General features: G+C 66.5%; 34 protein-coding genes. 31 read left to right on the forward strand and 3 right to left on the reverse strand.

Annotated features, from left to right (window positions below; translation table 11 throughout):
• Positions 1 to 181: 181 nt before the first annotated feature.
• The 21 genes from rpsJ to rplO all read left to right on the forward strand — a co-directional run bounded on the left by rpsJ (position 182) and on the right by rplO (position 9,941).
• A complete protein-coding gene (gene rpsJ / locus ACZ7N4_RS25795; protein ID WP_003948644.1) occupies positions 182 to 490 on the forward strand; it encodes a 30S ribosomal protein S10 in 309 nt (102 codons plus the stop codon).
• Between the two features lie 17 nt (positions 491 to 507).
• On the forward strand, positions 508 to 1,152 hold the full coding sequence (gene rplC / locus ACZ7N4_RS25800; RefSeq protein ID WP_059252066.1) for a 50S ribosomal protein L3: 645 nt from the start codon (positions 508 to 510) through the stop codon (positions 1,150 to 1,152).
• Positions 1,153 to 1,160: 8 nt separating this feature from the next.
• Positions 1,161 to 1,814 (forward strand): 50S ribosomal protein L4, encoded by a 654-nt coding sequence (gene rplD, locus ACZ7N4_RS25805; protein WP_471361917.1) that lies wholly within the window; start codon positions 1,161 to 1,163, stop codon positions 1,812 to 1,814.
• Positions 1,814 to 2,233, forward strand: coding sequence for a 50S ribosomal protein L23 (rplW, locus tag ACZ7N4_RS25810; protein ID WP_189298177.1), 420 nt, complete (start codon positions 1,814 to 1,816; stop codon positions 2,231 to 2,233). The genes rplD and rplW overlap by 1 nt, the downstream gene beginning before the upstream one ends.
• 38 nt (positions 2,234 to 2,271) lie before the next feature.
• Complete coding sequence (rplB, locus tag ACZ7N4_RS25815) at positions 2,272 to 3,108, forward strand: 50S ribosomal protein L2 (RefSeq protein ID WP_030601203.1); 837 nt, start codon at positions 2,272 to 2,274, stop codon at positions 3,106 to 3,108.
• A 12-nt stretch (positions 3,109 to 3,120) separates the two neighbouring features.
• Positions 3,121 to 3,402 (forward strand): 30S ribosomal protein S19, encoded by a 282-nt coding sequence (gene rpsS / locus ACZ7N4_RS25820; protein WP_030641188.1) that lies wholly within the window; start codon positions 3,121 to 3,123, stop codon positions 3,400 to 3,402.
• Between the two features lie 43 nt (positions 3,403 to 3,445).
• The gene (rplV, locus tag ACZ7N4_RS25825) at positions 3,446 to 3,793 is read left to right on the forward strand and encodes a 50S ribosomal protein L22 (protein WP_019329637.1); all 348 of its coding nucleotides are present in this window, start codon (positions 3,446 to 3,448) and stop codon (positions 3,791 to 3,793) included.
• Positions 3,793 to 4,617 (forward strand): 30S ribosomal protein S3, encoded by an 825-nt coding sequence (gene rpsC, locus ACZ7N4_RS25830; RefSeq protein ID WP_010036723.1) that lies wholly within the window; start codon positions 3,793 to 3,795, stop codon positions 4,615 to 4,617. The genes rplV and rpsC overlap by 1 nt, the downstream gene beginning before the upstream one ends.
• A gap of 5 nt (positions 4,618 to 4,622) precedes the next feature.
• On the forward strand, positions 4,623 to 5,042 hold the full coding sequence (gene rplP / locus ACZ7N4_RS25835; RefSeq protein ID WP_009190136.1) for a 50S ribosomal protein L16: 420 nt from the start codon (positions 4,623 to 4,625) through the stop codon (positions 5,040 to 5,042).
• Complete coding sequence (gene rpmC / locus ACZ7N4_RS25840) at positions 5,042 to 5,266, forward strand: 50S ribosomal protein L29 (RefSeq protein WP_003974259.1); 225 nt, start codon at positions 5,042 to 5,044, stop codon at positions 5,264 to 5,266. The genes rplP and rpmC overlap by 1 nt, the downstream gene beginning before the upstream one ends.
• Positions 5,266 to 5,550 carry a 30S ribosomal protein S17 gene (gene rpsQ / locus ACZ7N4_RS25845; RefSeq protein WP_014674375.1) on the forward strand — a complete coding sequence of 95 codons (285 nt, stop codon included), beginning with the start codon at positions 5,266 to 5,268 and terminating at the stop codon, positions 5,548 to 5,550. Before rpmC ends, rpsQ begins: the two co-directional genes overlap by 1 nt.
• A 99-nt stretch (positions 5,551 to 5,649) precedes the next feature.
• A complete protein-coding gene (rplN, locus tag ACZ7N4_RS25850; RefSeq protein WP_003998823.1) occupies positions 5,650 to 6,018 on the forward strand; it encodes a 50S ribosomal protein L14 in 369 nt (122 codons plus the stop codon).
• Between the two features lie 2 nt (positions 6,019 to 6,020).
• A complete protein-coding gene (gene rplX / locus ACZ7N4_RS25855; protein ID WP_030345434.1) occupies positions 6,021 to 6,344 on the forward strand; it encodes a 50S ribosomal protein L24 in 324 nt (107 codons plus the stop codon).
• Positions 6,344 to 6,901 (forward strand): 50S ribosomal protein L5, encoded by a 558-nt coding sequence (gene rplE, locus ACZ7N4_RS25860; RefSeq protein ID WP_014674377.1) that lies wholly within the window; start codon positions 6,344 to 6,346, stop codon positions 6,899 to 6,901. Before rplX ends, rplE begins: the two co-directional genes overlap by 1 nt.
• 5 nt (positions 6,902 to 6,906) lie before the next feature.
• Positions 6,907 to 7,092: a type Z 30S ribosomal protein S14 gene (locus ACZ7N4_RS25865; RefSeq protein ID WP_003948630.1), complete on the forward strand. Its 186-nt coding sequence runs from the start codon at positions 6,907 to 6,909 to the stop codon at positions 7,090 to 7,092.
• A 214-nt stretch (positions 7,093 to 7,306) separates the two neighbouring features.
• The gene (gene rpsH, locus ACZ7N4_RS25870; RefSeq protein WP_014674378.1) at positions 7,307 to 7,705 is read left to right on the forward strand and encodes a 30S ribosomal protein S8; all 399 of its coding nucleotides are present in this window, start codon (positions 7,307 to 7,309) and stop codon (positions 7,703 to 7,705) included.
• Positions 7,706 to 7,729: 24 nt separating this feature from the next.
• Entirely contained in the window at positions 7,730 to 8,269 is a 540-nt protein-coding gene (rplF, locus tag ACZ7N4_RS25875; RefSeq protein ID WP_467927106.1) for a 50S ribosomal protein L6, read from the forward strand.
• A gap of 3 nt (positions 8,270 to 8,272) precedes the next feature.
• Positions 8,273 to 8,656: a 50S ribosomal protein L18 gene (rplR, locus tag ACZ7N4_RS25880; RefSeq protein ID WP_471361924.1), complete on the forward strand. Its 384-nt coding sequence runs from the start codon at positions 8,273 to 8,275 to the stop codon at positions 8,654 to 8,656.
• A 36-nt stretch (positions 8,657 to 8,692) separates the two neighbouring features.
• Positions 8,693 to 9,298 carry a 30S ribosomal protein S5 gene (gene rpsE / locus ACZ7N4_RS25885; RefSeq protein ID WP_019753099.1) on the forward strand — a complete coding sequence of 202 codons (606 nt, stop codon included), beginning with the start codon at positions 8,693 to 8,695 and terminating at the stop codon, positions 9,296 to 9,298.
• A 2-nt stretch (positions 9,299 to 9,300) separates the two neighbouring features.
• Positions 9,301 to 9,483: a 50S ribosomal protein L30 gene (gene rpmD / locus ACZ7N4_RS25890; protein ID WP_003974250.1), complete on the forward strand. Its 183-nt coding sequence runs from the start codon at positions 9,301 to 9,303 to the stop codon at positions 9,481 to 9,483.
• Between the two features lie 2 nt (positions 9,484 to 9,485).
• Positions 9,486 to 9,941: a 50S ribosomal protein L15 gene (rplO, locus tag ACZ7N4_RS25895; protein WP_023547373.1), complete on the forward strand. Its 456-nt coding sequence runs from the start codon at positions 9,486 to 9,488 to the stop codon at positions 9,939 to 9,941.
• A gap of 67 nt (positions 9,942 to 10,008) precedes the next feature.
• Here rplO and ACZ7N4_RS25900 read toward each other — a convergent pair whose 3' ends face one another.
• Both ACZ7N4_RS25900 and ACZ7N4_RS25905 read right to left on the reverse strand, forming a co-directional pair.
• Entirely contained in the window at positions 10,009 to 10,938 is a 930-nt protein-coding gene (locus ACZ7N4_RS25900; RefSeq protein WP_471361926.1) for a hypothetical protein, read from the reverse strand.
• A gap of 95 nt (positions 10,939 to 11,033) precedes the next feature.
• Positions 11,034 to 11,456 carry a hypothetical protein gene (locus tag ACZ7N4_RS25905; RefSeq protein WP_471361928.1) on the reverse strand — a complete coding sequence of 141 codons (423 nt, stop codon included), beginning with the start codon at positions 11,454 to 11,456 and terminating at the stop codon, positions 11,034 to 11,036.
• Positions 11,457 to 11,786: 330 nt separating this feature from the next.
• Here ACZ7N4_RS25905 and secY point away from each other — a divergent pair, with 330 nt between their 5' ends.
• The 10 genes from secY (at position 11,787) to truA (ending at position 19,111) form a co-directional block, all read left to right on the forward strand.
• Positions 11,787 to 13,100 carry a preprotein translocase subunit SecY gene (gene secY / locus ACZ7N4_RS25910; protein ID WP_471361930.1) on the forward strand — a complete coding sequence of 438 codons (1,314 nt, stop codon included), beginning with the start codon at positions 11,787 to 11,789 and terminating at the stop codon, positions 13,098 to 13,100.
• Complete coding sequence (locus tag ACZ7N4_RS25915; protein ID WP_471361932.1) at positions 13,100 to 13,762, forward strand: adenylate kinase; 663 nt, start codon at positions 13,100 to 13,102, stop codon at positions 13,760 to 13,762. Before secY ends, ACZ7N4_RS25915 begins: the two co-directional genes overlap by 1 nt.
• 99 nt (positions 13,763 to 13,861) lie before the next feature.
• Positions 13,862 to 14,698, forward strand: a complete 837-nt coding sequence (gene map, locus ACZ7N4_RS25920; RefSeq protein WP_471361933.1) for a type I methionyl aminopeptidase — start codon at positions 13,862 to 13,864, stop codon at positions 14,696 to 14,698.
• 161 nt (positions 14,699 to 14,859) lie between these two features.
• The gene (gene infA, locus ACZ7N4_RS25925; RefSeq protein WP_003948620.1) at positions 14,860 to 15,081 is read left to right on the forward strand and encodes a translation initiation factor IF-1; all 222 of its coding nucleotides are present in this window, start codon (positions 14,860 to 14,862) and stop codon (positions 15,079 to 15,081) included.
• A 60-nt stretch (positions 15,082 to 15,141) separates the two neighbouring features.
• Positions 15,142 to 15,255: a 50S ribosomal protein L36 gene (gene rpmJ, locus ACZ7N4_RS25930; protein WP_003998809.1), complete on the forward strand. Its 114-nt coding sequence runs from the start codon at positions 15,142 to 15,144 to the stop codon at positions 15,253 to 15,255.
• A gap of 196 nt (positions 15,256 to 15,451) precedes the next feature.
• Entirely contained in the window at positions 15,452 to 15,832 is a 381-nt protein-coding gene (rpsM, locus tag ACZ7N4_RS25935; RefSeq protein WP_014674386.1) for a 30S ribosomal protein S13, read from the forward strand.
• 65 nt (positions 15,833 to 15,897) lie between these two features.
• Positions 15,898 to 16,302, forward strand: coding sequence for a 30S ribosomal protein S11 (rpsK, locus tag ACZ7N4_RS25940; protein WP_003956432.1), 405 nt, complete (start codon positions 15,898 to 15,900; stop codon positions 16,300 to 16,302).
• A 151-nt stretch (positions 16,303 to 16,453) separates the two neighbouring features.
• Complete coding sequence (locus ACZ7N4_RS25945; RefSeq protein WP_003966937.1) at positions 16,454 to 17,476, forward strand: DNA-directed RNA polymerase subunit alpha; 1,023 nt, start codon at positions 16,454 to 16,456, stop codon at positions 17,474 to 17,476.
• Between the two features lie 184 nt (positions 17,477 to 17,660).
• Entirely contained in the window at positions 17,661 to 18,155 is a 495-nt protein-coding gene (rplQ, locus tag ACZ7N4_RS25950; protein ID WP_189298190.1) for a 50S ribosomal protein L17, read from the forward strand.
• Positions 18,156 to 18,247: 92 nt separating this feature from the next.
• Positions 18,248 to 19,111, forward strand: coding sequence for a tRNA pseudouridine(38-40) synthase TruA (gene truA / locus ACZ7N4_RS25955; RefSeq protein WP_471361936.1), 864 nt, complete (start codon positions 18,248 to 18,250; stop codon positions 19,109 to 19,111).
• Here truA and ACZ7N4_RS25960 read toward each other — a convergent pair.
• Positions 19,112 to 19,738, reverse strand: a 627-nt coding sequence (locus ACZ7N4_RS25960) for a hypothetical protein (RefSeq protein WP_471361938.1), incomplete at its 5' end; no start/stop codon positions are given.

A 19,738-nucleotide genomic window follows, 5' to 3' on the forward strand; every position in this document is an offset into this window, starting at 1 on the left:
GAGGTCCCCGGCCCGCGGTTCCGGAAGGGCCGTGTGCATTCCCGCAGGGATGTTCGGACAAGGGACATCCATGTCAGCGGGAGCGCGACACGCCCGACCGCGTGGGTCGGAGGAACGAAAGGCAGCAGAAGGAATCCGCCGGGTGTCAGAGCGTGAGAGAAGACAGGACTACTGAGTAGCCATGGCGGGACAGAAGATCCGCATCCGGCTCAAGGCCTACGACCACGAGGTCATCGACTCCTCGGCGAAGAAGATCGTCGAGACGGTGACCCGCACTGGTGCGTCGGTCGCGGGCCCGGTGCCGCTGCCCACTGAGAAGAACGTGTACTGCGTCATCAAGTCGCCGCACAAGTACAAGGACTCGCGCGAGCACTTCGAGATGCGCACGCACAAGCGCCTGATCGACATCCTCGACCCGACCCCCAAGACCGTTGACTCTCTGATGCGACTCGACCTCCCGGCCGGTGTCGACATCGAGATCAAGCTCTGAGGGCTGGTGATCTGAGAATGGCTAAGCAGATCAAGGGCATCCTGGGCGAGAAGCTCGGCATGACGCAGGTGTGGGACGAGAACAACCGTGTTGTTCCGGTCACCGTCGTCAAGGCCGGCCCCAACGTCGTCACCCAGGTCCGCACGAACGACGTCGACGGCTACGAGTCGGTCCAGATCGCCTTCGGCGAGATCGACCCGCGCAAGGTGAACAAGCCCCTCAAGGGCCACTTCGCCAAGGCCGACGTCACCCCGCGCCGCCACCTCGTCGAGATCCGTACCGCTGACGCCAGCGAGTACACCCTCGGCCAGGAGATCACCGCTGCGGTGTTCGAGGCCGGCGTCAAGGTCGACGTCACCGGCAAGAGCAAGGGCAAGGGCTTCGCCGGTGTCATGAAGCGCCACAACTTCCGTGGCCTCGGCGCCGGACACGGCACCCAGCGCAAGCACCGCTCGCCCGGTTCCATCGGTGGCTGCGCCACCCCGGGCCGCGTGTTCAAGGGCCTCCGCATGGCGGGTCGCATGGGCAACGAGCGGGTCACCACCCAGAACCTGACCGTCCACGCCGTTGACGCGGAGAAGGGTCTGCTGCTCATCAAGGGCGCGGTTCCCGGTCCGAACGGCGGCCTCGTCCTGGTCCGCACCGCGGCCAAGGGGGCCTGAGGTAACCGATGAGCACTGTTGACATCCTTTCGCCGGCTGGCGAGAAGGCCGGTTCCGTCGAGCTCCCCGCGGAGATCTTCGACGCCAAGGTCAGCGTTCCGCTGATCCACCAGGTCGTCGTCGCGCAGCTGGCCGCTGCCCGTCAGGGCACGCACAAGACCAAGACCCGTGGCGAAGTCCGTGGTGGTGGCAAGAAGCCGTACCGCCAGAAGGGCACCGGTCGCGCCCGCCAGGGTTCGACCCGCGCGCCGCAGTTCGCCGGTGGTGGCGTCGTGCACGGTCCCGTGCCGCGTGACTACTCGCAGCGCACCCCGAAGAAGATGAAGGCCGCCGCCCTGCGCGGTGCCCTCACCGACCGGGCGCGTCACAACCGCATCCACGTCGTCGCCGGCGTGGTCGAGGGCGAGACCCCCAGCACCAAGGCCGCCAGGTCGCTGTTCGGCAAGATCTCGGAGCGCAAGAACCTGCTCCTGGTCGTCGACCGCGCCGACGAGGCCGCGTGGCTGTCCGCCCGCAACCTGCCCCAGGTCCACATCCTGGAGCCGGGCCAGCTGAACACGTACGACGTTCTCGTCTCGGACGACGTGGTCTTCACCCAGGCCGCTTTCGAGTCCTTCGTCGCCGGCCCGAAGGCCAACGACACTGAAGGGAGCGAGGTCTGATGGCCATCCGTCACCCCGCTATCGCCTCGAAGGCCGCCAAGGCCGCCAAGGCCGCGCGCGTCGCCAAGGCGCGTCGCCACGCCGCCGAGGGCAAGAACACCGTCGAGACCCCGCTGAGCAAGTCGTACACGGACCCCCGTGACGTCCTGCTGAAGCCGGTCGTCTCCGAGAAGAGCTACGCGCTCCTCGACGAGAACAAGTACACGTTCATCGTCGACCCGAACGCCAACAAGACCCAGATCAAGCAGGCCGTCCAGGCGGTCTTCGACGTCAAGGTCACCGGGGTCAACACGATCAACCGCCAGGGCAAGCGCAAGCGGACCCGCACCGGCTTCGGCCAGCGCGCGGCGACCAAGCGCGCGATCGTGACCCTCGCCGAGGGCGACCGTATCGACATCTTCGGCGGTCCGACCGCGTAAGCGGGTCGGATCGTCCGATATCGGACGAGGACTGAGAAATGGGAATCCGCAAGTACAAGCCGACTACGCCGGGCCGTCGTGGCGCCAGCGTTGCCGACTTCGTCGAGGTCACGCGGTCCACGCCGGAGAAGTCGCTGGTCCGTCCCCTGCACAGCAAGGGCGGCCGTAACAACGCCGGTCGTGTGACCGTTCGCCACCAGGGTGGCGGACACAAGCGCGCCTACCGTGTGATCGACTTCCGTCGTCACGACAAGGACGGCGTGCCGGCGAAGGTCGCGCACATCGAGTACGACCCCAACCGCACCGCGCGCATCGCGCTGCTGCACTACGCCGACGGCGAGAAGCGCTACATCCTCGCCCCGCGCAACCTGCAGCAGGGCGACACCGTGGAGAACGGTCCCGGGGCCGACATCAAGCCGGGCAACAACCTGGCCCTCCGCAACATCCCGGTCGGTACCACGATCCACGCGATCGAGCTCCGTCCCGGTGGCGGTGCCAAGTTCGCCCGCTCCGCCGGTGCCTCCGTGCAGCTGCTCGCGAAGGAGGGCGCCTACGCCCACCTGCGCATGCCGTCCGGTGAGATCCGCCTGGTCGACGTGCGCTGCCGCGCCACCGTCGGCGAGGTCGGCAACGCCGAGCAGAGCAACATCAACTGGGGCAAGGCGGGCCGCAAGCGGTGGCTGGGCGTTCGCCCGACCGTCCGTGGTGTGGTCATGAACCCGGTTGACCACCCGCACGGTGGTGGTGAGGGCCGGACCTCCGGTGGTCGCCACCCTGTGTCCCCGTGGGGCAAGAAGGAAGGCCGTACTCGTTCGCCCAAGAAGGCGTCGAACAAGTACATCGTCCGCCGCCGCAAGACGAACAAGAAGCGCTAAGGACGGGTTGAGATGCCTCGTAGCTTGAAGAAGGGGCCCTTCGTCGACGACCACCTGATGAAGAAGGTGGACACGCAGAACGAAGCCGGCACCAAGAACGTCATCAAGACCTGGTCCCGTCGCTCGATGATCGTCCCGGCCATGCTCGGCCACACGATCGCGGTGCACAACGGCAAGACCCACATCCCGGTGTTCGTCACCGAGTCGATGGTCGGCCACAAGCTCGGCGAGTTCTCGCCGACGCGCACCTTCCGGGGTCACGTCAAGGAAGACCGGAAGTCGAAGCGCCGCTAGTAGCGGATCGCATTCAGACACGTAAGTAACTGAAGGGACAACCATGGAAGCCAGGGCCCAGGCGCGGTACATCCGCGTCACGCCCATGAAGGCCCGCCGCGTGGTGGACCTCATCCGTGGCATGGACGCCACGGAGGCCCAGGCCGTCCTGCGATTCGCTCCGCAGGCCGCCTCGGTGCCGGTGGGCAAGGTGCTGGACAGCGCCATCGCCAACGCCGCGCACAACTACGACCACACCGACGCCGACAGCCTCTACATCTCCGAGGCCTACGTCGACGAGGGCCCGACCCTGAAGCGGTTCCGGCCGCGTGCCCAGGGCCGTGCCTACCGGATCCGCAAGCGGACCAGCCACATCACCGTGGTCGTCAGCAGCAAGGAAGGAACCCGGTAATGGGCCAGAAGGTAAACCCGCACGGGTTCCGGCTCGGTGTCACGACCGACTTCAAGTCGCGTTGGTACGCCGACAAGCTGTACAAGGACTACGTCAAGGAAGACGTCGCCATCCGTCGGATGATGACGTCCGGCATGGAGCGCGCCGGCATCTCGAAGGTGGAGATCGAGCGCACCCGTGACCGCGTGCGTGTGGACATCCACACCGCTCGCCCGGGCATCGTCATCGGCCGCCGCGGCGCCGAGGCCGACCGCATCCGCGGTGACCTGGAGAAGCTGACCGGCAAGCAGGTCCAGCTGAACATCCTTGAGGTCAAGAACCCGGAGACGGACGCTCAGCTGGTGGCCCAGGCCGTCGCCGAGCAGCTGTCCTCCCGCGTCTCCTTCCGTCGGGCCATGCGCAAGAGCATGCAGTCCGCCATGAAGGCCGGCGCCAAGGGCATCAAGATCCAGTGCGGTGGCCGCCTCGGCGGCGCCGAGATGTCCCGCTCGGAGTTCTACCGCGAGGGCCGCGTGCCCCTGCACACGCTCCGCGCGAACGTGGACTACGGCTTCTTCGAGGCCAAGACGACCTTCGGCCGCATCGGTGTGAAGGTCTGGATCTACAAGGGCGACGTCAAGAACATCGCCGAGGTCCGCGCCGAGAACGCTGCCGCCCGTGCGGGTAACCGCCCGGCCCGCGGTGGCGCCGACCGCCCGGCCCGTGGTGGCCGCGGTGGCGAGCGGCGCGGTCGCAAGCCGCAGCAGGCTGCCGGTGCCGAGGCCCCCAAGGCCGAGGCCCCCGCGGCTGCCGCTCCGGCTGAGAGCACCGGAACGGAGGCCTGACCGAAATGCTGATCCCCCGTAGGGTCAAGCACCGCAAGCAGCACCACCCGAAGCGCAACGGTATGTCCAAGGGTGGCACGCAGGTTGCGTTCGGCGAGTACGGCATCCAGGCGCTGACCCCGGCCTACGTCACGAACCGCCAGATCGAGGCGGCTCGTATTGCGATGACCCGTCACATCAAGCGTGGCGGCAAGGTCTGGATCAACATCTACCCGGACCGTCCCCTCACCAAGAAGCCCGCCGAGACCCGCATGGGTTCCGGTAAGGGTTCTCCGGAGTGGTGGATCGCGAACGTCAAGCCCGGACGCGTGATGTTCGAGCTGTCGTACCCCAACGAGAAGATCGCCCGTGAGGCGCTGACTCGTGCGGCCCACAAGCTGCCGATGAAGTGCCGGATCGTCAAGCGCGAGGCAGGTGAAGCGTGATGTCGGCCGGTACCAAGGCGTCCGAGCTGCGCGAGCTGGGCAACGAGGAGCTTCTGGCGAAGCTCCGCGAGGCCAAGGAAGAGCTGTTCAACCTCCGCTTCCAGGCGGCGACGGGTCAGCTCGAGAACCACGGCCGGCTGAAGGCCGTCCGTAAGGACATCGCGCGGATCTACACCCTGATGCGTGAGCGCGAGCTGGGCATCGAGACGGTGGAGAGCGCCTGATGAGCGAGAGCAACGTGACTGAGAACACCGAGGCACGCGGATTCCGCAAGACCCGCGAGGGTCTGGTCGTCAGCGACAAGATGGACAAGACCGTCGTCGTCGCCGTCGAGGACCGTGTCAAGCACGCGCTGTACGGCAAGGTCATCCGCCGTACGAACAAGCTCAAGGCCCACGACGAGCAGAACGCTGCGGGCGTCGGCGACCGCGTCCTCCTCATGGAGACCCGGCCGCTGTCCGCGACGAAGCGCTGGCGCGTCGTCGAGATCCTCGAGAAGGCCAAGTAATTCTCCTGCGGGGCGCCCCTCGCAGGACAGTTCCGCCAGGCTCCGGGGGCCGCTCGCTGAGCGGCCCCCGGGGAACCGGCAGACATTCAGGAGATAGACGTGATCCAGCAGGAGTCGCGACTGCGTGTCGCCGACAACACTGGTGCGAAGGAGATCCTTTGCATCCGTGTGCTCGGTGGCTCCGGTCGCCGCTACGCGGGCATCGGTGACGTCATCGTCGCCACCGTCAAGGACGCGATCCCCGGTGGCAACGTGAAGAAGGGTGACGTCGTCAAGGCGGTCATCGTTCGCACCGTCAAGGAGCGCCGCCGTCCGGACGGCTCGTACATCCGCTTCGACGAGAACGCCGCCGTCATTCTGAAGAACGACGGCGACCCTCGCGGCACCCGCATCTTCGGCCCGGTCGGCCGTGAGCTGCGCGAGAAGAAGTTCATGAAGATCATCTCGCTCGCGCCGGAGGTGCTGTAAGCATGAAGATCAAGAAGGGCGACCTGGTCCAGGTCATCACCGGTAAGGACAAGGGCAAGCAGGGCAAGGTCATCGCGGCCTACCCCCGCGAGGACCGTGTCCTGGTCGAGGGTGTCAACCGGGTCAAGAAGCACACCAAGGCCGGTCCGACCGCCAGCGGTTCCCAGGCCGGCGGCATCGTGACCACCGAGGCCCCGATCCACGTGTCCAACGTCCAGCTGGTCGTGGAGAAGGACGGCCAGAAGGTCGTCACGCGCGTCGGTTACCGCTTCGACGAAGAGGGCAACAAGATCCGCGTTGCCAAGCGGACGGGTGAGGACATCTGATGGCTACCACCACCACTCCGCGTCTGAAGACGAAGTACCGCGAGGAGATCGCGGGCAAGCTGCGTGACGAGTTCAAGTACGAGAACGTCATGCAGGTTCCCGGCCTCGTCAAGATCGTGGTCAACATGGGTGTCGGCGACGCCGCCCGTGACTCGAAGCTGATCGAGGGCGCGATCCGCGACCTGACCACCATCACCGGTCAGAAGCCGGCCGTCACCAAGGCCCGCAAGTCCATCGCGCAGTTCAAGCTGCGTGAGGGCCAGCCGATCGGTGCGCACGTCACGCTCCGTGGCGACCGCATGTGGGAGTTCCTGGACCGCACCCTGTCGCTCGCGCTCCCGCGCATCCGCGACTTCCGCGGCCTGTCCCCCAAGCAGTTCGACGGCCGTGGCAACTACACCTTCGGTCTCACGGAGCAGGTCATGTTCCACGAGATCGACCAGGACAAGATCGACCGTGTCCGGGGTATGGACATCACCGTGGTGACCACGGCGACCAACGACGAAGAGGGCCGTGCCCTTCTCCGTCACCTCGGCTTCCCGTTCAAGGAGGCGTGAGCGAGATGGCGAAGAAGGCTCTCATCGCGAAGGCTGCTCGCAAGCCCAAGTTCGGTGTGCGTGGCTACACCCGCTGCCAGCGCTGTGGTCGTCCCCACTCCGTGTACCGCAAGTTCGGTCTCTGCCGCGTGTGCCTTCGTGAGATGGCTCACCGTGGCGAGCTGCCGGGCGTGACCAAGAGCTCCTGGTAATCCCCACTTTTAGGGATTCCTGGACCTCTCGGTAAGCAACCCGGACGGCAGGGGCCCCTCCCCCCATGGCTTAGGCTAGGAGGGTTGGGCCTCTGCCGCCCGTACGACTTACTACGCCGTAGGTCCCCGCACCGCACCCGTCCCGTCTGAAGAAGTACGGGGAGAGGGATGGCGCATATAGGAAACCCCGGCGAGAAAGGCCACAGGCCAATTCATGACCATGACTGATCCGATCGCAGACATGTTGACGCGTCTGCGGAACGCGAACTCGGCGTACCACGACTCGGTGTCGATGCCGCACTCCAAGATCAAGTCGCACATCGCGGAGATCCTCCAGCAGGAGGGCTTCATCACGGGCTGGAAGGTCGAGGACGCCGAGGTCGGCAAGAACCTCGTCCTGGAGCTGAAGTTCGGCCCCAACCGTGAGCGCTCCATCGCGGGCATCAAGCGGATCTCCAAGCCCGGTCTCCGGGTCTACGCGAAGTCCACCAACCTGCCGAAGGTGCTCGGCGGCCTGGGCGTGGCGATCATCTCCACGTCGCACGGGCTCCTCACCGACAAGCAGGCCGGCAAGAAGGGCGTGGGTGGGGAAGTCCTCGCCTACGTCTGGTAGCAGAAGGGAACGGAGGAAACAGCTATGTCGCGCATCGGCAAGCTCCCCATCGCGGTTCCCGCCGGCGTGGACGTCACCATCGACGGCCGTACGGTTTCGGTCAAGGGCCCCAAGGGCTCGCTGACCCACACCGTTGCCGCGCCGATCGACATCGCTAAGGGCGAGGACGGCACCCTCCAGGTGCTGCGCCCGAACGACGAGCGTCAGAGCAAGGCCCTGCACGGCCTCTCCCGCACGCTGGTGGCGAACATGATCACCGGCGTGACCCAGGGTTACGTGAAGAAGCTCGAGATCAGCGGTGTCGGTTACCGAGTGACCGCCAAGGGTTCCAACCTGGAGTTCGCTCTCGGTTACAGCCACCCGATCCTGGTCGAGGCCCCCGAGGGCATCACCTTCAAGGTGGAGACCCCGACCCGTTTCTCGGTCGAGGGCATCGACAAGCAGAAGGTCGGCGAGGTTGCGGCCAACATCCGCAAGCTGCGCAAGCCTGACCCGTACAAGGCCAAGGGCGTCAAGTACGAGGGCGAAGTCATCCGCCGCAAGGTCGGAAAGGCGGGTAAGTAAGCCATGGCATACGGGCAGAAGATCCTCAAGGGCGACGCCTACAAGCGCGCCGCGATCAAGCGCCGTCACATCCGGATCCGCAAGCGGATCTCCGGTACGGCGGAGCGCCCCCGTCTGGTCGTGACCCGCTCCAACCGCCACATCGTGGCGCAGGTGATCGACGACCTGAAGGGCCACACCCTGGCGTCGGCGTCCACCCTGGACGCGTCGGTCCGCGGTGCCGAGGGCGACAAGTCCGCGCAGGCCAAGCAGGTCGGCGCCCTGGTCGCCGAGCGTGCCAAGGCCGCCGGTGTCGAGGCCGTCGTGTTCGACCGTGGTGGCAACCAGTACGCCGGGCGCATCGCCGCCCTGGCGGACGCCGCCCGCGAAGCCGGGCTCAAGTTCTGAGCCGCTTGTAGCTAGCGGAAAGAGAGAGGTAATCCAATGGCTGGACCCCAGCGCCGCGGAAGCGGTGCCGGTGGCGGCGAGCGGCGGGACCGGAAGGGCCGTGACGGCGGCGCTGCTGCCGCCGAGAAGACCGCGTACGTTGAGCGCGTCGTCGCGATCAACCGCGTCGCCAAGGTTGTGAAGGGTGGTCGTCGCTTCAGCTTCACCGCGCTGGTCGTGGTGGGCGACGGTGACGGCACCGTGGGTGTCGGTTACGGCAAGGCCAAGGAGGTGCCGGCCGCCATCGCCAAGGGTGTTGAGGAGGCCAAGAAGCACTTCTTCAAGGTCCCCCGGATCCAGGGCACCATCCCTCACCCCATCCAGGGTGAGAAGGCCGCCGGTGTCGTTCTCCTCAAGCCGGCTTCGCCGGGTACCGGTGTTATCGCCGGTGGTCCCGTGCGTGCCGTCCTGGAGTGCGCCGGCATCCACGACGTGCTGTCGAAGTCGCTCGGCTCCGACAACGCGATCAACATCGTGCACGCGACCGTGGAGGCCCTGAAGGGCCTGCAGCGTCCCGAGGAGATCGCGGCCCGCCGTGGTCTGCCGCTCGAGGACGTCGCTCCCGCGGCTCTGCTGCGTGCGCGTGCCGGGGCGGGTGCGTAATCATGGCGCAGCTCAAGATCACGCAGGTCAAGTCCTACATCGGCAGCAAGCAGAACCACCGCGACACCCTGCGCTCCCTTGGTCTCAAGGGCATCAACACGCAGGTCGTCAAGGAGGACCGCCCCGAGTTCCGCGGCATGGTGCACACCGTCCGCCACCTCGTGACGGTCGAGGAGGTCGACTGATCATGGCGGAGCAGAACCCGCTCAAGATCCACAACCTCCGTCCCGCCCCGGGCGCCAAGACCGCCAAGACCCGTGTCGGTCGTGGTGAGGCGTCGAAGGGTAAGACGGCCGGTCGTGGTACCAAGGGCACCAAGGCCCGCTACCAGGTTCCGGAGCGCTTCGAGGGTGGCCAGATGCCGCTCCACATGCGCCTCCCGAAGCTGAAGGGCTTCAAGAACCCGTTCAAGACCGAGTTCCAGGTCGTGAACCTCGACAAGCTGGCCGCGCTCTACCCCGAGGGTGGCGAGGTCACGGTCGAGGGTCTGGTGGCCAAGGGTGCCGTTCGCAAGAACAGCCTCGTCAAGGTCCTCGGCCAGGGCGAGATCTCCGTGGCGCTGCAGGTGACGGTCGACGCCGTCTCCGGCTCCGCCAAGGAGAAGATCACCGCCGCCGGCGGTACGGTCACCGAGCTCGTCTGACAGCCGATATCGGCTGATTGAGAGCGGCCGGGGATGTCTCACCAGTGAGATCATCCCCGGCCGTTTTTCATTTCAGGATTCGCTTGGCGTTGCGTCGCCACCCGTCACGCAGGAGAAGGAACTGCTTCATGCGCGCAGGGTGCTGTTTGATGTATTGATTCTCGTAGGCTGACTCGACCGCGACGACGACGTCCAGGTACCGGACGTTCCTCTTGCACGCCATGTCCGTGGTCGCGGTTGTGATTTCCGCTCGGTGGGTTGCTGTGTCAGTGCCGGCCTGCCAGCGTTTGTCAGTCGCCGCTTGAGCAGGCGATCTGTACTGGTATCCCTTCGTCTTCATGCACTCGGACCATTGGGCCACGACTCTTCTGATACGACTGTCTCCTGCGATCTTGTAGGCGAGGGACCGCCGGATGACGCTCACGTATGACGCTATGAGGCCGCGCGGGCTCGTATCCGCCACGCGGGTGATGGTCATTCCCTGCTCATTGAATACGCGCGGTGGCTGGGCGTCCTTCGTAAGTGCCCGTCCCGCCGCTCCATAGCAGCCGTCCTTCGGCACGCGGCGTCCCCGGTAGACAGACAGTTTCCCGGACAGCAGGTCTTTCTCGGTTTGAGAGGCAGTGCTGTCCCAGGTAGCTCCTTTCGGAATTTCATCGGAGGCGGCGTAGCCACTGCGCCGGGCTTGCGGGAACCAGTAGAACTCGAACACGTTGGGTTCTGGTGTTGGTACCGCATGCTCATCGAGAGGGTGGTTCTCGTAGCCGAGGTCTCGAAGGCAACGATTCGCGACCACTGCTTCAGCTCGCTTCAGCATGGTGCTGTCGTTGTCATCGGGTGCGTACTTGTCGAGTGGCCTGGCCACTTGAAGGTGAACGATCCGGACAGTGGGGGTGTTTTCGACTGGGGGCGTCGGGGCCGGGGAATGCGCGCCGGAGCAACCAGCCAGCAGCACTGCGCCGACGGCGAGAAGGGAAGCTGGTTTCTGGGGTGCCACGTGTCCTCCTTGGGGGAAACGCCGCGTGGCCCCCTGCATCGGAGCAGGGGGCCACGCAGCTGAATCAACTGTTCCGCTGTTCGAGGAGGACGAGCTCAGCAGCCGAACTTGGAGTACGACGAAATGATGTCGTTGTACGGGCCGGTGAAGGGGCTGTCGAAGTTGCCCTTGGTGCCCTTGTCGATCTTGAGGCTGGCGCCCTTGAAGTCGACGTCGACGAAGACCTTGTAACCGTCACAGGAAGTGCCCGAACCAGCGATCCAGCTGGAGATCGAGTCGCCGATGTAGGCACCGTCGTTGAAGTAGTACCTGCCGTGGAAGTTCTTCAGGGCCGGCGAGTCCAGGTCGTAGTAACCCTTGCTCTTCTCGTGCCCGTAGTCATTGAAAACGCAGAGTTCCGTGCTGGTGCACTTGCCGTCACCCGTCGCGGCACCAGCCGCCGGTGCCAGCATCAGCCCGGCCGTCAGGCTGGCCGCTACGGCGGCGGTCACGGTCAGTATGGAGCGCTTGATGCGCATTGTTGAACCCCCAGTGGTTTTTCGCCAGAGAGTGAAGCGCGGTGGTCAGGCCGCTGCCTCTGGCGCCGTACGGCCGTACGATCAGCCGTGTGATCGGATGCTATGGCATGTGCATGCTGTGGTCAACGGGTTTCCGAACAGGGGTTCGATAAAGGGGGGTGGGGTGTCCACGGTGGGCTCGTGAAGCACTACCCCGAAGCGCACTTGATGTAGGTAGTCTGTGCCGCTGGCACCCAGCGCTGTCTTGGCATGCCGTAATCTCGTTCTTCAGGCCATCAACCCCTAAGTCGTCACCTCACGCGCGCACACGCGGGGGTCGCAGGAGGCACCGTGCTCACCGCGTTCGCCCGGGCGTTCAGGACGCCCGACCTGCGCAAGAAGCTGCTCTTCACGCTGGGCATCATCGTGGTCTACCGAGTCGGTACCCACATCCCGCTCCCCGGCGTCAACTACAAGGCCGTCCAGACGTGTGTGACAGAGGCGTCCGGCAATCAGGGCCTGTTCGGTCTCGTCAACATGTTCAGCGGCGGCGCGCTGCTCCAGATCACGATCTTCGCGCTCGGCATCATGCCGTACATCACGGCCAGCATCATCCTGCAGCTGCTGACCGTGGTCATCCCGCGTCTGGAGGCCCTGAAGAAGGAGGGGCAGGCGGGTACGGCGAAGATCACGCAGTACACCCGTTACCTGACCGTGGCGCTGGCCATCCTGCAGGGCACCGGCCTCGTCGCCACCGCGCGCAGCGGCGCTCTGTTCGCCAGGTGCTCCGTGGGCAGCCAGATCGTCCCCGACCCGGCGATCTTCACCACCATCACGATGGTCATCTGCCTGACCGCCGGTACAGCCGTCGTCATGTGGCTCGGTGAGCTGGTCACCGACCGCGGTATCGGCAACGGCATGTCGATCCTGATGTTCATCTCGATCGCCGCGACCTTCCCCTCCGCGCTGTGGGCCATCAAGAAGCAGGGCACGCTGGCCGGCGGCTGGATCGAGTTCGGCACCGTCATCGCGGTGGGCCTGGTCATGGTCGGGCTCGTCGTCTTCGTCGAGCAGGCCCAGCGGCGCATCCCGGTGCAGTACGCGAAGCGCATGATCGGGCGCCGTTCCTACGGCGGTACGTCCACGTACATCCCGCTCAAGGTGAACCAGGCGGGTGTGATTCCCGTCATCTTCGCCTCCTCGCTGCTCTACATCCCGGCGCTGGTGGCGCAGTTCGCGGGAGGCAAGTCGGGCTGGAAGACCTGGGTCGAGCAGAACCTGACCAAGGGCGACCACCCGATTTACATCGTTTCGTACTTCTTGCTCATCGTTTTCTTCGCGTTCTTCTACGTCGCTATCTCCTTCAACCCCGAGGAAGTAGCCGACAACATGAAGAAGTATGGTGGCTTCATCCCGGGCATCCGGGCTGGCCGACCGACCGCTGAGTACCTGAGCTACGTGCTCAACCGGATCACCTGGCCGGGTTCGCTGTATCTGGGTCTGATCGCTCTCGTACCGACAATGGCGTTGGTGGGCTTTGGGGCAAGCCAGAACTTCCCCTTCGGCGGGACCAGCATCCTCATCATCGTGGGTGTCGGCCTTGAGACGGTGAAGCAGATCGAGAGCCAGCTCCAGCAGCGCAATTACGAAGGGTTCCTCCGCTGATGCGTATCGTCCTCGTCGGGCCGCCGGGTGCCGGTAAGGGAACGCAAGCCGTTCGGCTCGCAGAGAAGCTGGCCGTCCCGCACATCTCCACGGGCGACCTGTTCCGGGCCAACATCAGTCAGCAGACCGAGCTGGGCAAGCTCGCGAAGTCCTACATGGACGCCGGCAACCTCGTCCCGGACGAGGTGACCATCGCGATGGCCAAGGACCGCATGGAGCAGCCCGACGCGGAGAACGGCTTCCTGCTCGACGGCTTCCCGCGCAACGTCTCGCAGGCCGAGGCGCTGGACCAGCTGCTGCAGGACGAGGGCATCACGCTGGACGCCGTCCTGGACCTGGAGGTCCCGGAGGACGAGGTCGTCAAGCGGATCGCCGGCCGGCGCATCTGCCGCAACGACTCCTCCCACGTCTTCCACGTGTCGTACAACGCGCCGAAGCAGGAGGGCGTCTGCGACGTCTGCGGCGGCGAGCTGTACCAGCGCGACGACGACCGCGAGGAGACCGTCCGCACGCGGCTGGAGGTCTACCACACGCAGACCGAGCCGATCATCGACTACTACAAGGCACAGGGCCTGGTCGTGACGATCTCCTCCCTGGGCCCGGTGGCCGAGATCACCGAGCGGGCGCTGGAGGCTCTCAAGCGCGAGAAGGCCGGGAAGTAGTTCCCGGCCCCTACGGCCGCGGTGCCCTGCCGGGCGCCGCGGCCGTACTGTTGTACAGGTACCCCCAGTCGACGTGAGTGACGGAGAGCGCAGGCCCCCATGGTGCAGATCAAGACCCCCGAGCAGATCGCGAAGATGCGGGCGGCGGGCCTGGTCGTAGCCGCCATCCACGCGGCGACGCGTGAGGCCGCGGTGCCGGGCGCCACGACGAAGGACCTGGACGAGGTGGCCCGCAAGGTCCTCGCCGAGCACGGTGCGAAGTCGAACTTCCTGGGCTACGGCGGCTTCCCGGCCACCATCTGCACCTCCGTGAACGACGTGGTCGTGCACGGCATCCCCTCCGACGACGTCGTCCTCAAGGACGGCGACATCATCTCCATCGACTGCGGCGCGATCGTCGACGGCTGGCACGGTGACGCCGCCTACACGGCGTTCGTCGGCTCCGGTCACTCCCCGGAGCTGGTCGAGCTCTCGCGGGTGACGGAGGAGTCGATGTGGGCCGGCATCGCCGCCATGAAGCAGGGCAACCGCCTGGTCGACGTCTCCCGGGCGATCGAGACGTACATCCGCCGCCAGCCGAAGCCGGGCGGCGGTCGCTACGGCATCATCGAGGACTACGGCGGCCACGGCATCGGCACCGAGATGCACATGGACCCGCACCTGCTGAACTACGTCGACCGCCGCCGCGGCAAGGGCCCCAAGCTGGTCTCCGGCTTCTGCCTCGCCATCGAGCCGATGGTCTCCCTCGGCACCCCGCGGACCGAGGTCCTCTCCGACGACTGGACGGTCATCACGACCGACGGCACCTGGTCCTCCCACTGGGAGCACTCGGTCGCCCTGACGGACCAGGGCCCCCTCGTCCTCACCGCCCCCGACGGGGGCAAGGCCAAGCTCGCCGAGTACGGCATCACGGCCGCGCCGGATCCGCTTGCTTAACGATCACCCCGAAGGGCAGACTTCCTCGATTCGCCTTTCGGGGTGCGCCGACGTAGACTGACTCGTCGGCTCTCGTGCACCCGCATGTCCGCATGCTCCCGCAAGGGAATCCCAGGGATGGCCTGAGAGTCGATCAAGGTAGTCGATTCGAAGGGCGAAGCGTGGCCAAGAAGCAAGGTGCCATCGAGATCGAGGGCACTGTCGTCGAGTCTCTGCCGAACGCCATGTTCAAGGTCGAGCTCCAGAACGGCCACCAGGTCCTGGCACACATCAGCGGCAAGATGCGTATGCACTACATCCGCATCCTCCCTGACGACCGGGTCGTGGTGGAGCTGTCTCCGTACGACCTGACGCGTGGCCGGATCGTCTACCGGTACAAGTAGATCTTGCCCGCGCCCCGGGCCCGCCCGGTGCGATGGCACTGACCCGGAGAACCTCACCCCATGAAGGTCAAGCCGAGCGTCAAGAAGATCTGCGACAAGTGCAGGGTGATCCGCCGTCACGGCCGGGTCATGGTCATCTGCGAGAACCCGCGCCACAAGCAGCGCCAGGGCTGACGCACGACCATCACCCTCTGCACCTCCATCGCAGAGATTCGCGCGACGCGAGCTGAAATGTTCATACGCAGGACCCGAGCCGCCCGATACGGCTCGACACCCCCGGTCGGAGGCCGGGGACCCGGTTCGTACCTAGTACGGCGGCCGGGAGCCGGTTCTGTGGAAGACCTCCGAAAGACTCACCAGGAGCCATTGAATGGCACGCGTTTCCGGTGTCGACATCCCGCGCGACAAGCGCGTGGAGATCGCCCTCACCTATGTGTTCGGCATCGGCCGGACCCTCTCGAAGGAGACGCTGGCTGCGACCGGCGTCGACCCGAACACCCGCGTCCGTGACCTGTCCGAAGAGCAGCTGGTCGCGATCCGCGAGTACGTCGACAACAACATCAAGACCGAGGGTGACCTCCGTCGCGAGATCCAGGCCGACATCCGCCGCAAGGTCGAGATCGGTACCTACCAGGGTCTCCGTCACCGTCGCGGTCTGCCCGTCCGCGGTCAGCGCACCAGCACCAACGCTCGCACCCGCAAGGGTCCGCGTCGCGCCATCGCCGGCAAGAAGAAGCCGGGCAAGAAGTAGTCCGCAGCGGACACCTGTCCACGGTCTTCGCTGTAGGACCGACCACCTCCCGTAGGAGTTAGTAGATGCCCCCCAAGGGTCGTCAGGGCGCTGCCAAGAAGGTGCGCCGCAAGGAAAAGAAGAACGTCGCTCACGGCCACGCGCACATCAAGAGCACGTTCAACAACACGATCGTCTCGATCACGGACCCGTCCGGCAACGTGATCTCCTGGGCCTCCGCCGGCCACGTCGGTTTCAAGGGCTCCCGGAAGTCCACGCCGTTCGCCGCGCAGATGGCCGCCGAGTCGGCTGCCCGCCGCGCCCAGGAGCACGGCATGCGCAAGGTCGACGTGTTCGTCAAGGGCCCGGGCTCCGGTCGTGAGACCGCGATCCGCTCCCTGCAGGCCACGGGCCTCGAGGTCGGCTCCATCCAGGACGTCACCCCGACCCCGCACAACGGCTGCCGCCCGCCGAAGCGCCGCCGCGTCTGACGCACCGGCTGCTTCAGGGTTTTCCGGGCGGTACGGCCCCGTGCAACGGGCCGTATCGCCCGTACCCTTGCAGTACCCGCACTTCTCACGGGTGCGGTTTCCGTCGGACGTCAAATAGCGGGCGTCCACGAAAGAAGGATCTGATCCACACATGCTGATCGCTCAGCGTCCCTCGTTGACCGAAGAGGTCGTCGACGAGTTCCGCTCCCGGTTCGTGATCGAGCCGCTGGAGCCGGGCTTCGGCTACACCCTCGGCAACTCGCTCCGCCGTACCCTCCTCTCCTCGATCCCCGGCGCCGCTGTCACCAGCATCCGGATCGACGGCGTGCTGCACGAGTTCACCACCGTGCCGGGCGTCAAGGAGGACGTCACCGACCTGATCCTCAACATCAAGCAGCTGGTCGTCTCCTCGGAGCACGACGAGCCGGTCGTGATGTACCTGCGCAAGCAGGGCCCGGGTCTGGTCACCGCCGCCGACATCGCGCCCCCGGCCGGTGTCGAGGTGCACAACCCCGACCTCGTCCTCGCCACGCTCAACGGCAAGGGCAAGCTGGAGATGGAGCTGACCGTCGAGCGCGGTCGCGGCTACGTCTCCGCCGTGCAGAACAAGCAGGTGGGCCAGGAGATCGGCCGTATCCCGGTCGACTCGATCTACTCGCCGGTTCTGAAGGTCACGTACAAGGTCGAGGCCACGCGTGTCGAGCAGCGCACCGACTTCGACAAGCTGATCGTCGACGTCGAGACCAAGCAGGCGATGCGTCCGCGTGACGCCATGGCCTCCGCGGGCAAGACGCTGGTCGAGCTGTTCGGTCTGGCGCGTGAACTCAACATCGACGCCGAGGGCATCGACATGGGTCCGTCCCCGACGGACGCCGCCCTGGCCGCCGATCTCGCGCTGCCGATCGAGGAGCTGGAGCTCACGGTCCGCTCCTACAACTGCCTCAAGCGTGAGGGCATCCACTCCGTGGGTGAGCTCGTGGCGCGCTCCGAGGCCGACCTGCTGGACATCCGCAACTTCGGTGCGAAGTCCATCGACGAGGTCAAGGCGAAGCTGGCCGGCATGGGCCTGGCCCTCAAGGACAGCCCGCCCGGATTCGACCCGACCGCCGCCGCGGACGCCTTCGGCGCCGACGACGACGCGGACGCCGGATTCGTCGAGACCGAGCAGTACTAAGAGCTCGGGCCTTCCGGTCCGTACTCCGGTGCGGGTGCGCTGTGGCTTGTCGCGCAGTTCCCCGCGCCCCTTCCGGGCGACATGCCCCTCGGGGCCGTCGTCCGGATCTCCGACAGGCAACCGCCTGCTCGGATACTGACCTTGGTACCTGATACGGCCAGGGCAGACACACAGGAGAAGAACCATGCCGAAGCCCACCAAGGGTGCCCGTCTGGGCGGCAGTGCCGCGCACGAGAAGCTGCTCCTCGCGAACCTCGCGAAGAGCCTCTTCGAGCACGGCCGCATCACCACCACCGAGGCGAAGGCCCGCCGCCTGCGCCCGTACGCCGAGCGTCTGATCACCAAGGCGAAGAAGGGCGACCTTCACAACCGCCGTCAGGTGCTCCAGGTCATCACGGACAAGAGCATCGTGCACACGCTCTTCACCGAGATCGGCCCGCGGTACGAGAACCGTCCCGGTGGCTACACCCGCATCACCAAGATCGGTAACCGCCGTGGCGACAACGCGCCCATGGCCGTCATCGAGCTGGTCGAGGCGCTGACGGTGCAGCAGAACGCCGTGGGTGAGGCCGAGGCCGCCACCAAGCGTGCGGTCAAGGAGGCCGACGAGGCCAAGGCTGCCGAGACCACCGAGGCCCCGGCCGAGGAGGCCGCTGCCGAGGAGTCCAAGGACGCCTGAGGCTCCGCCTGACACGGAAAGCGGGTCCGCCCTTCGGGGCGGGCCCGCTTTCCGGTTTTCCGCACGGGGTGCGGCCCTGAGAGGATTCCCACGTGAGTGACGAAGTACAGCCCGGTCACGTCCGGCTCCGGCTCGACCTCTCCTACGACGGCACCGCCTTCCACGGCTGGGCCAAGCAGGCCGGCGGGAAGCGGACCGTGCAGGGGGAGATCGAGGACGCCCTGCGGACGGTGACGCGGTCGCGGGAGACGTACGAGCTGACGGTCGCCGGCCGCACCGACGCCGGAGTGCACGCCCGGGGGCAGGTGGCGCACGTCGACCTGCCGGAGAGCGTCTGGCGTGAACACCACGAGAAGCTGCTCAAGCGGCTCGCGGGCCGGCTGCCCAAGGACGTCCGGGTGTGGGCGCTCAGGGAGGCGCCGAGCGGTTTCAACGCCCGGTTCTCGGCGGTCTGGCGGCGGTACGCGTACCGGGTCACCGACAACCCGGGCGGGGTGGATCCGCTGCTGCGGGGCCACGTCCTGTGGCACGACTGGCCGCTCGACGTGGACGCGATGAACGAGGCCGCCCGGGCGCTGCTCGGGGAGCACGACTTCGCGGCCTACTGCAAGAAGCGGGAGGGGGCGACCACCATCCGCACCCTCCAGGAGCTGAGCCTGGTCCGCGGGGACGACGGGATCGTCACCGCCACCGTGCGGGCCGACGCCTTCTGCCACAACATGGTGCGCTCGCTGATCGGCGCGCTGCTGTTCGTCGGCGACGGGCACCGCGGGCCGGAGTGGCCCGGGAAGGTGCTGGCCGCGGGCGTGCGGGACTCCGCCGTGCATGTCGTACGACCGCACGGGCTGACCCTGGAGGAGGTCGGCTACCCGGCCGACGAGCTGCTCGCGGCGCGGAACAGGGAGGCGCGGAACAAGCGCTCGCTTCCCCGCGCCGCCGGCTGCGCGACCTGTTAGCTACCGCTCCGCCGCGGCCGAGGCCTGGGCCTGGCCGCGGCGGTTGATCTGGTTCGCGGTGAACTGGGCCAGGTCGTTTCCGGTGCGGAAGACCTTGGTGTCCTTGTTGGTGACGTTCTTGCCGCTGGTGAAGCCGGAGATCGTGAAGTAGGCGTAGCGGCCGTAGGAGTTCCGCGTCGAGCGGCAGAAGGCGCCGTCGCAGAACGGTTTGACGCCCTTGCCGAACAGCGAGCGCACGATGCTGCGGTCGTCGGTCTGGGCCTTGGCCTTCGCGGCCCGCTCCGCGGTGTCGAAGACCGCGACGCCCACGGTGGCCGCGACGCCCCCGTTGGTGTAGGTGACCCGCATCAGGCGGGTGCAGCCGTTGGCGGTGAGGATCCCCGGCAGGGAGCCGCCGGCGACGGCGGCGCAGCTCTTGGTGTCGGCCGTCGGGCCCTTCTTGTACACCGTGCCGTCCATGGTCAGCTGCGTGCCCGGGAACAGGGTGTCCGGGCCGAGCGGCGCGGTGTCCTTCTTGGCGCTGGAGATGAACTCCTTCGGGTCCAGCGGCGGCGGGGCGCTGGTGGGCGCGAAGGACGGCGTGGCGGTGGCGGAGCCGGGAATGGAGGCGCTGGCGGGCAGATTGCT

The sequence above is a fragment of the Streptomyces sp. NPDC107654 genome (assembly GCF_055639035.1).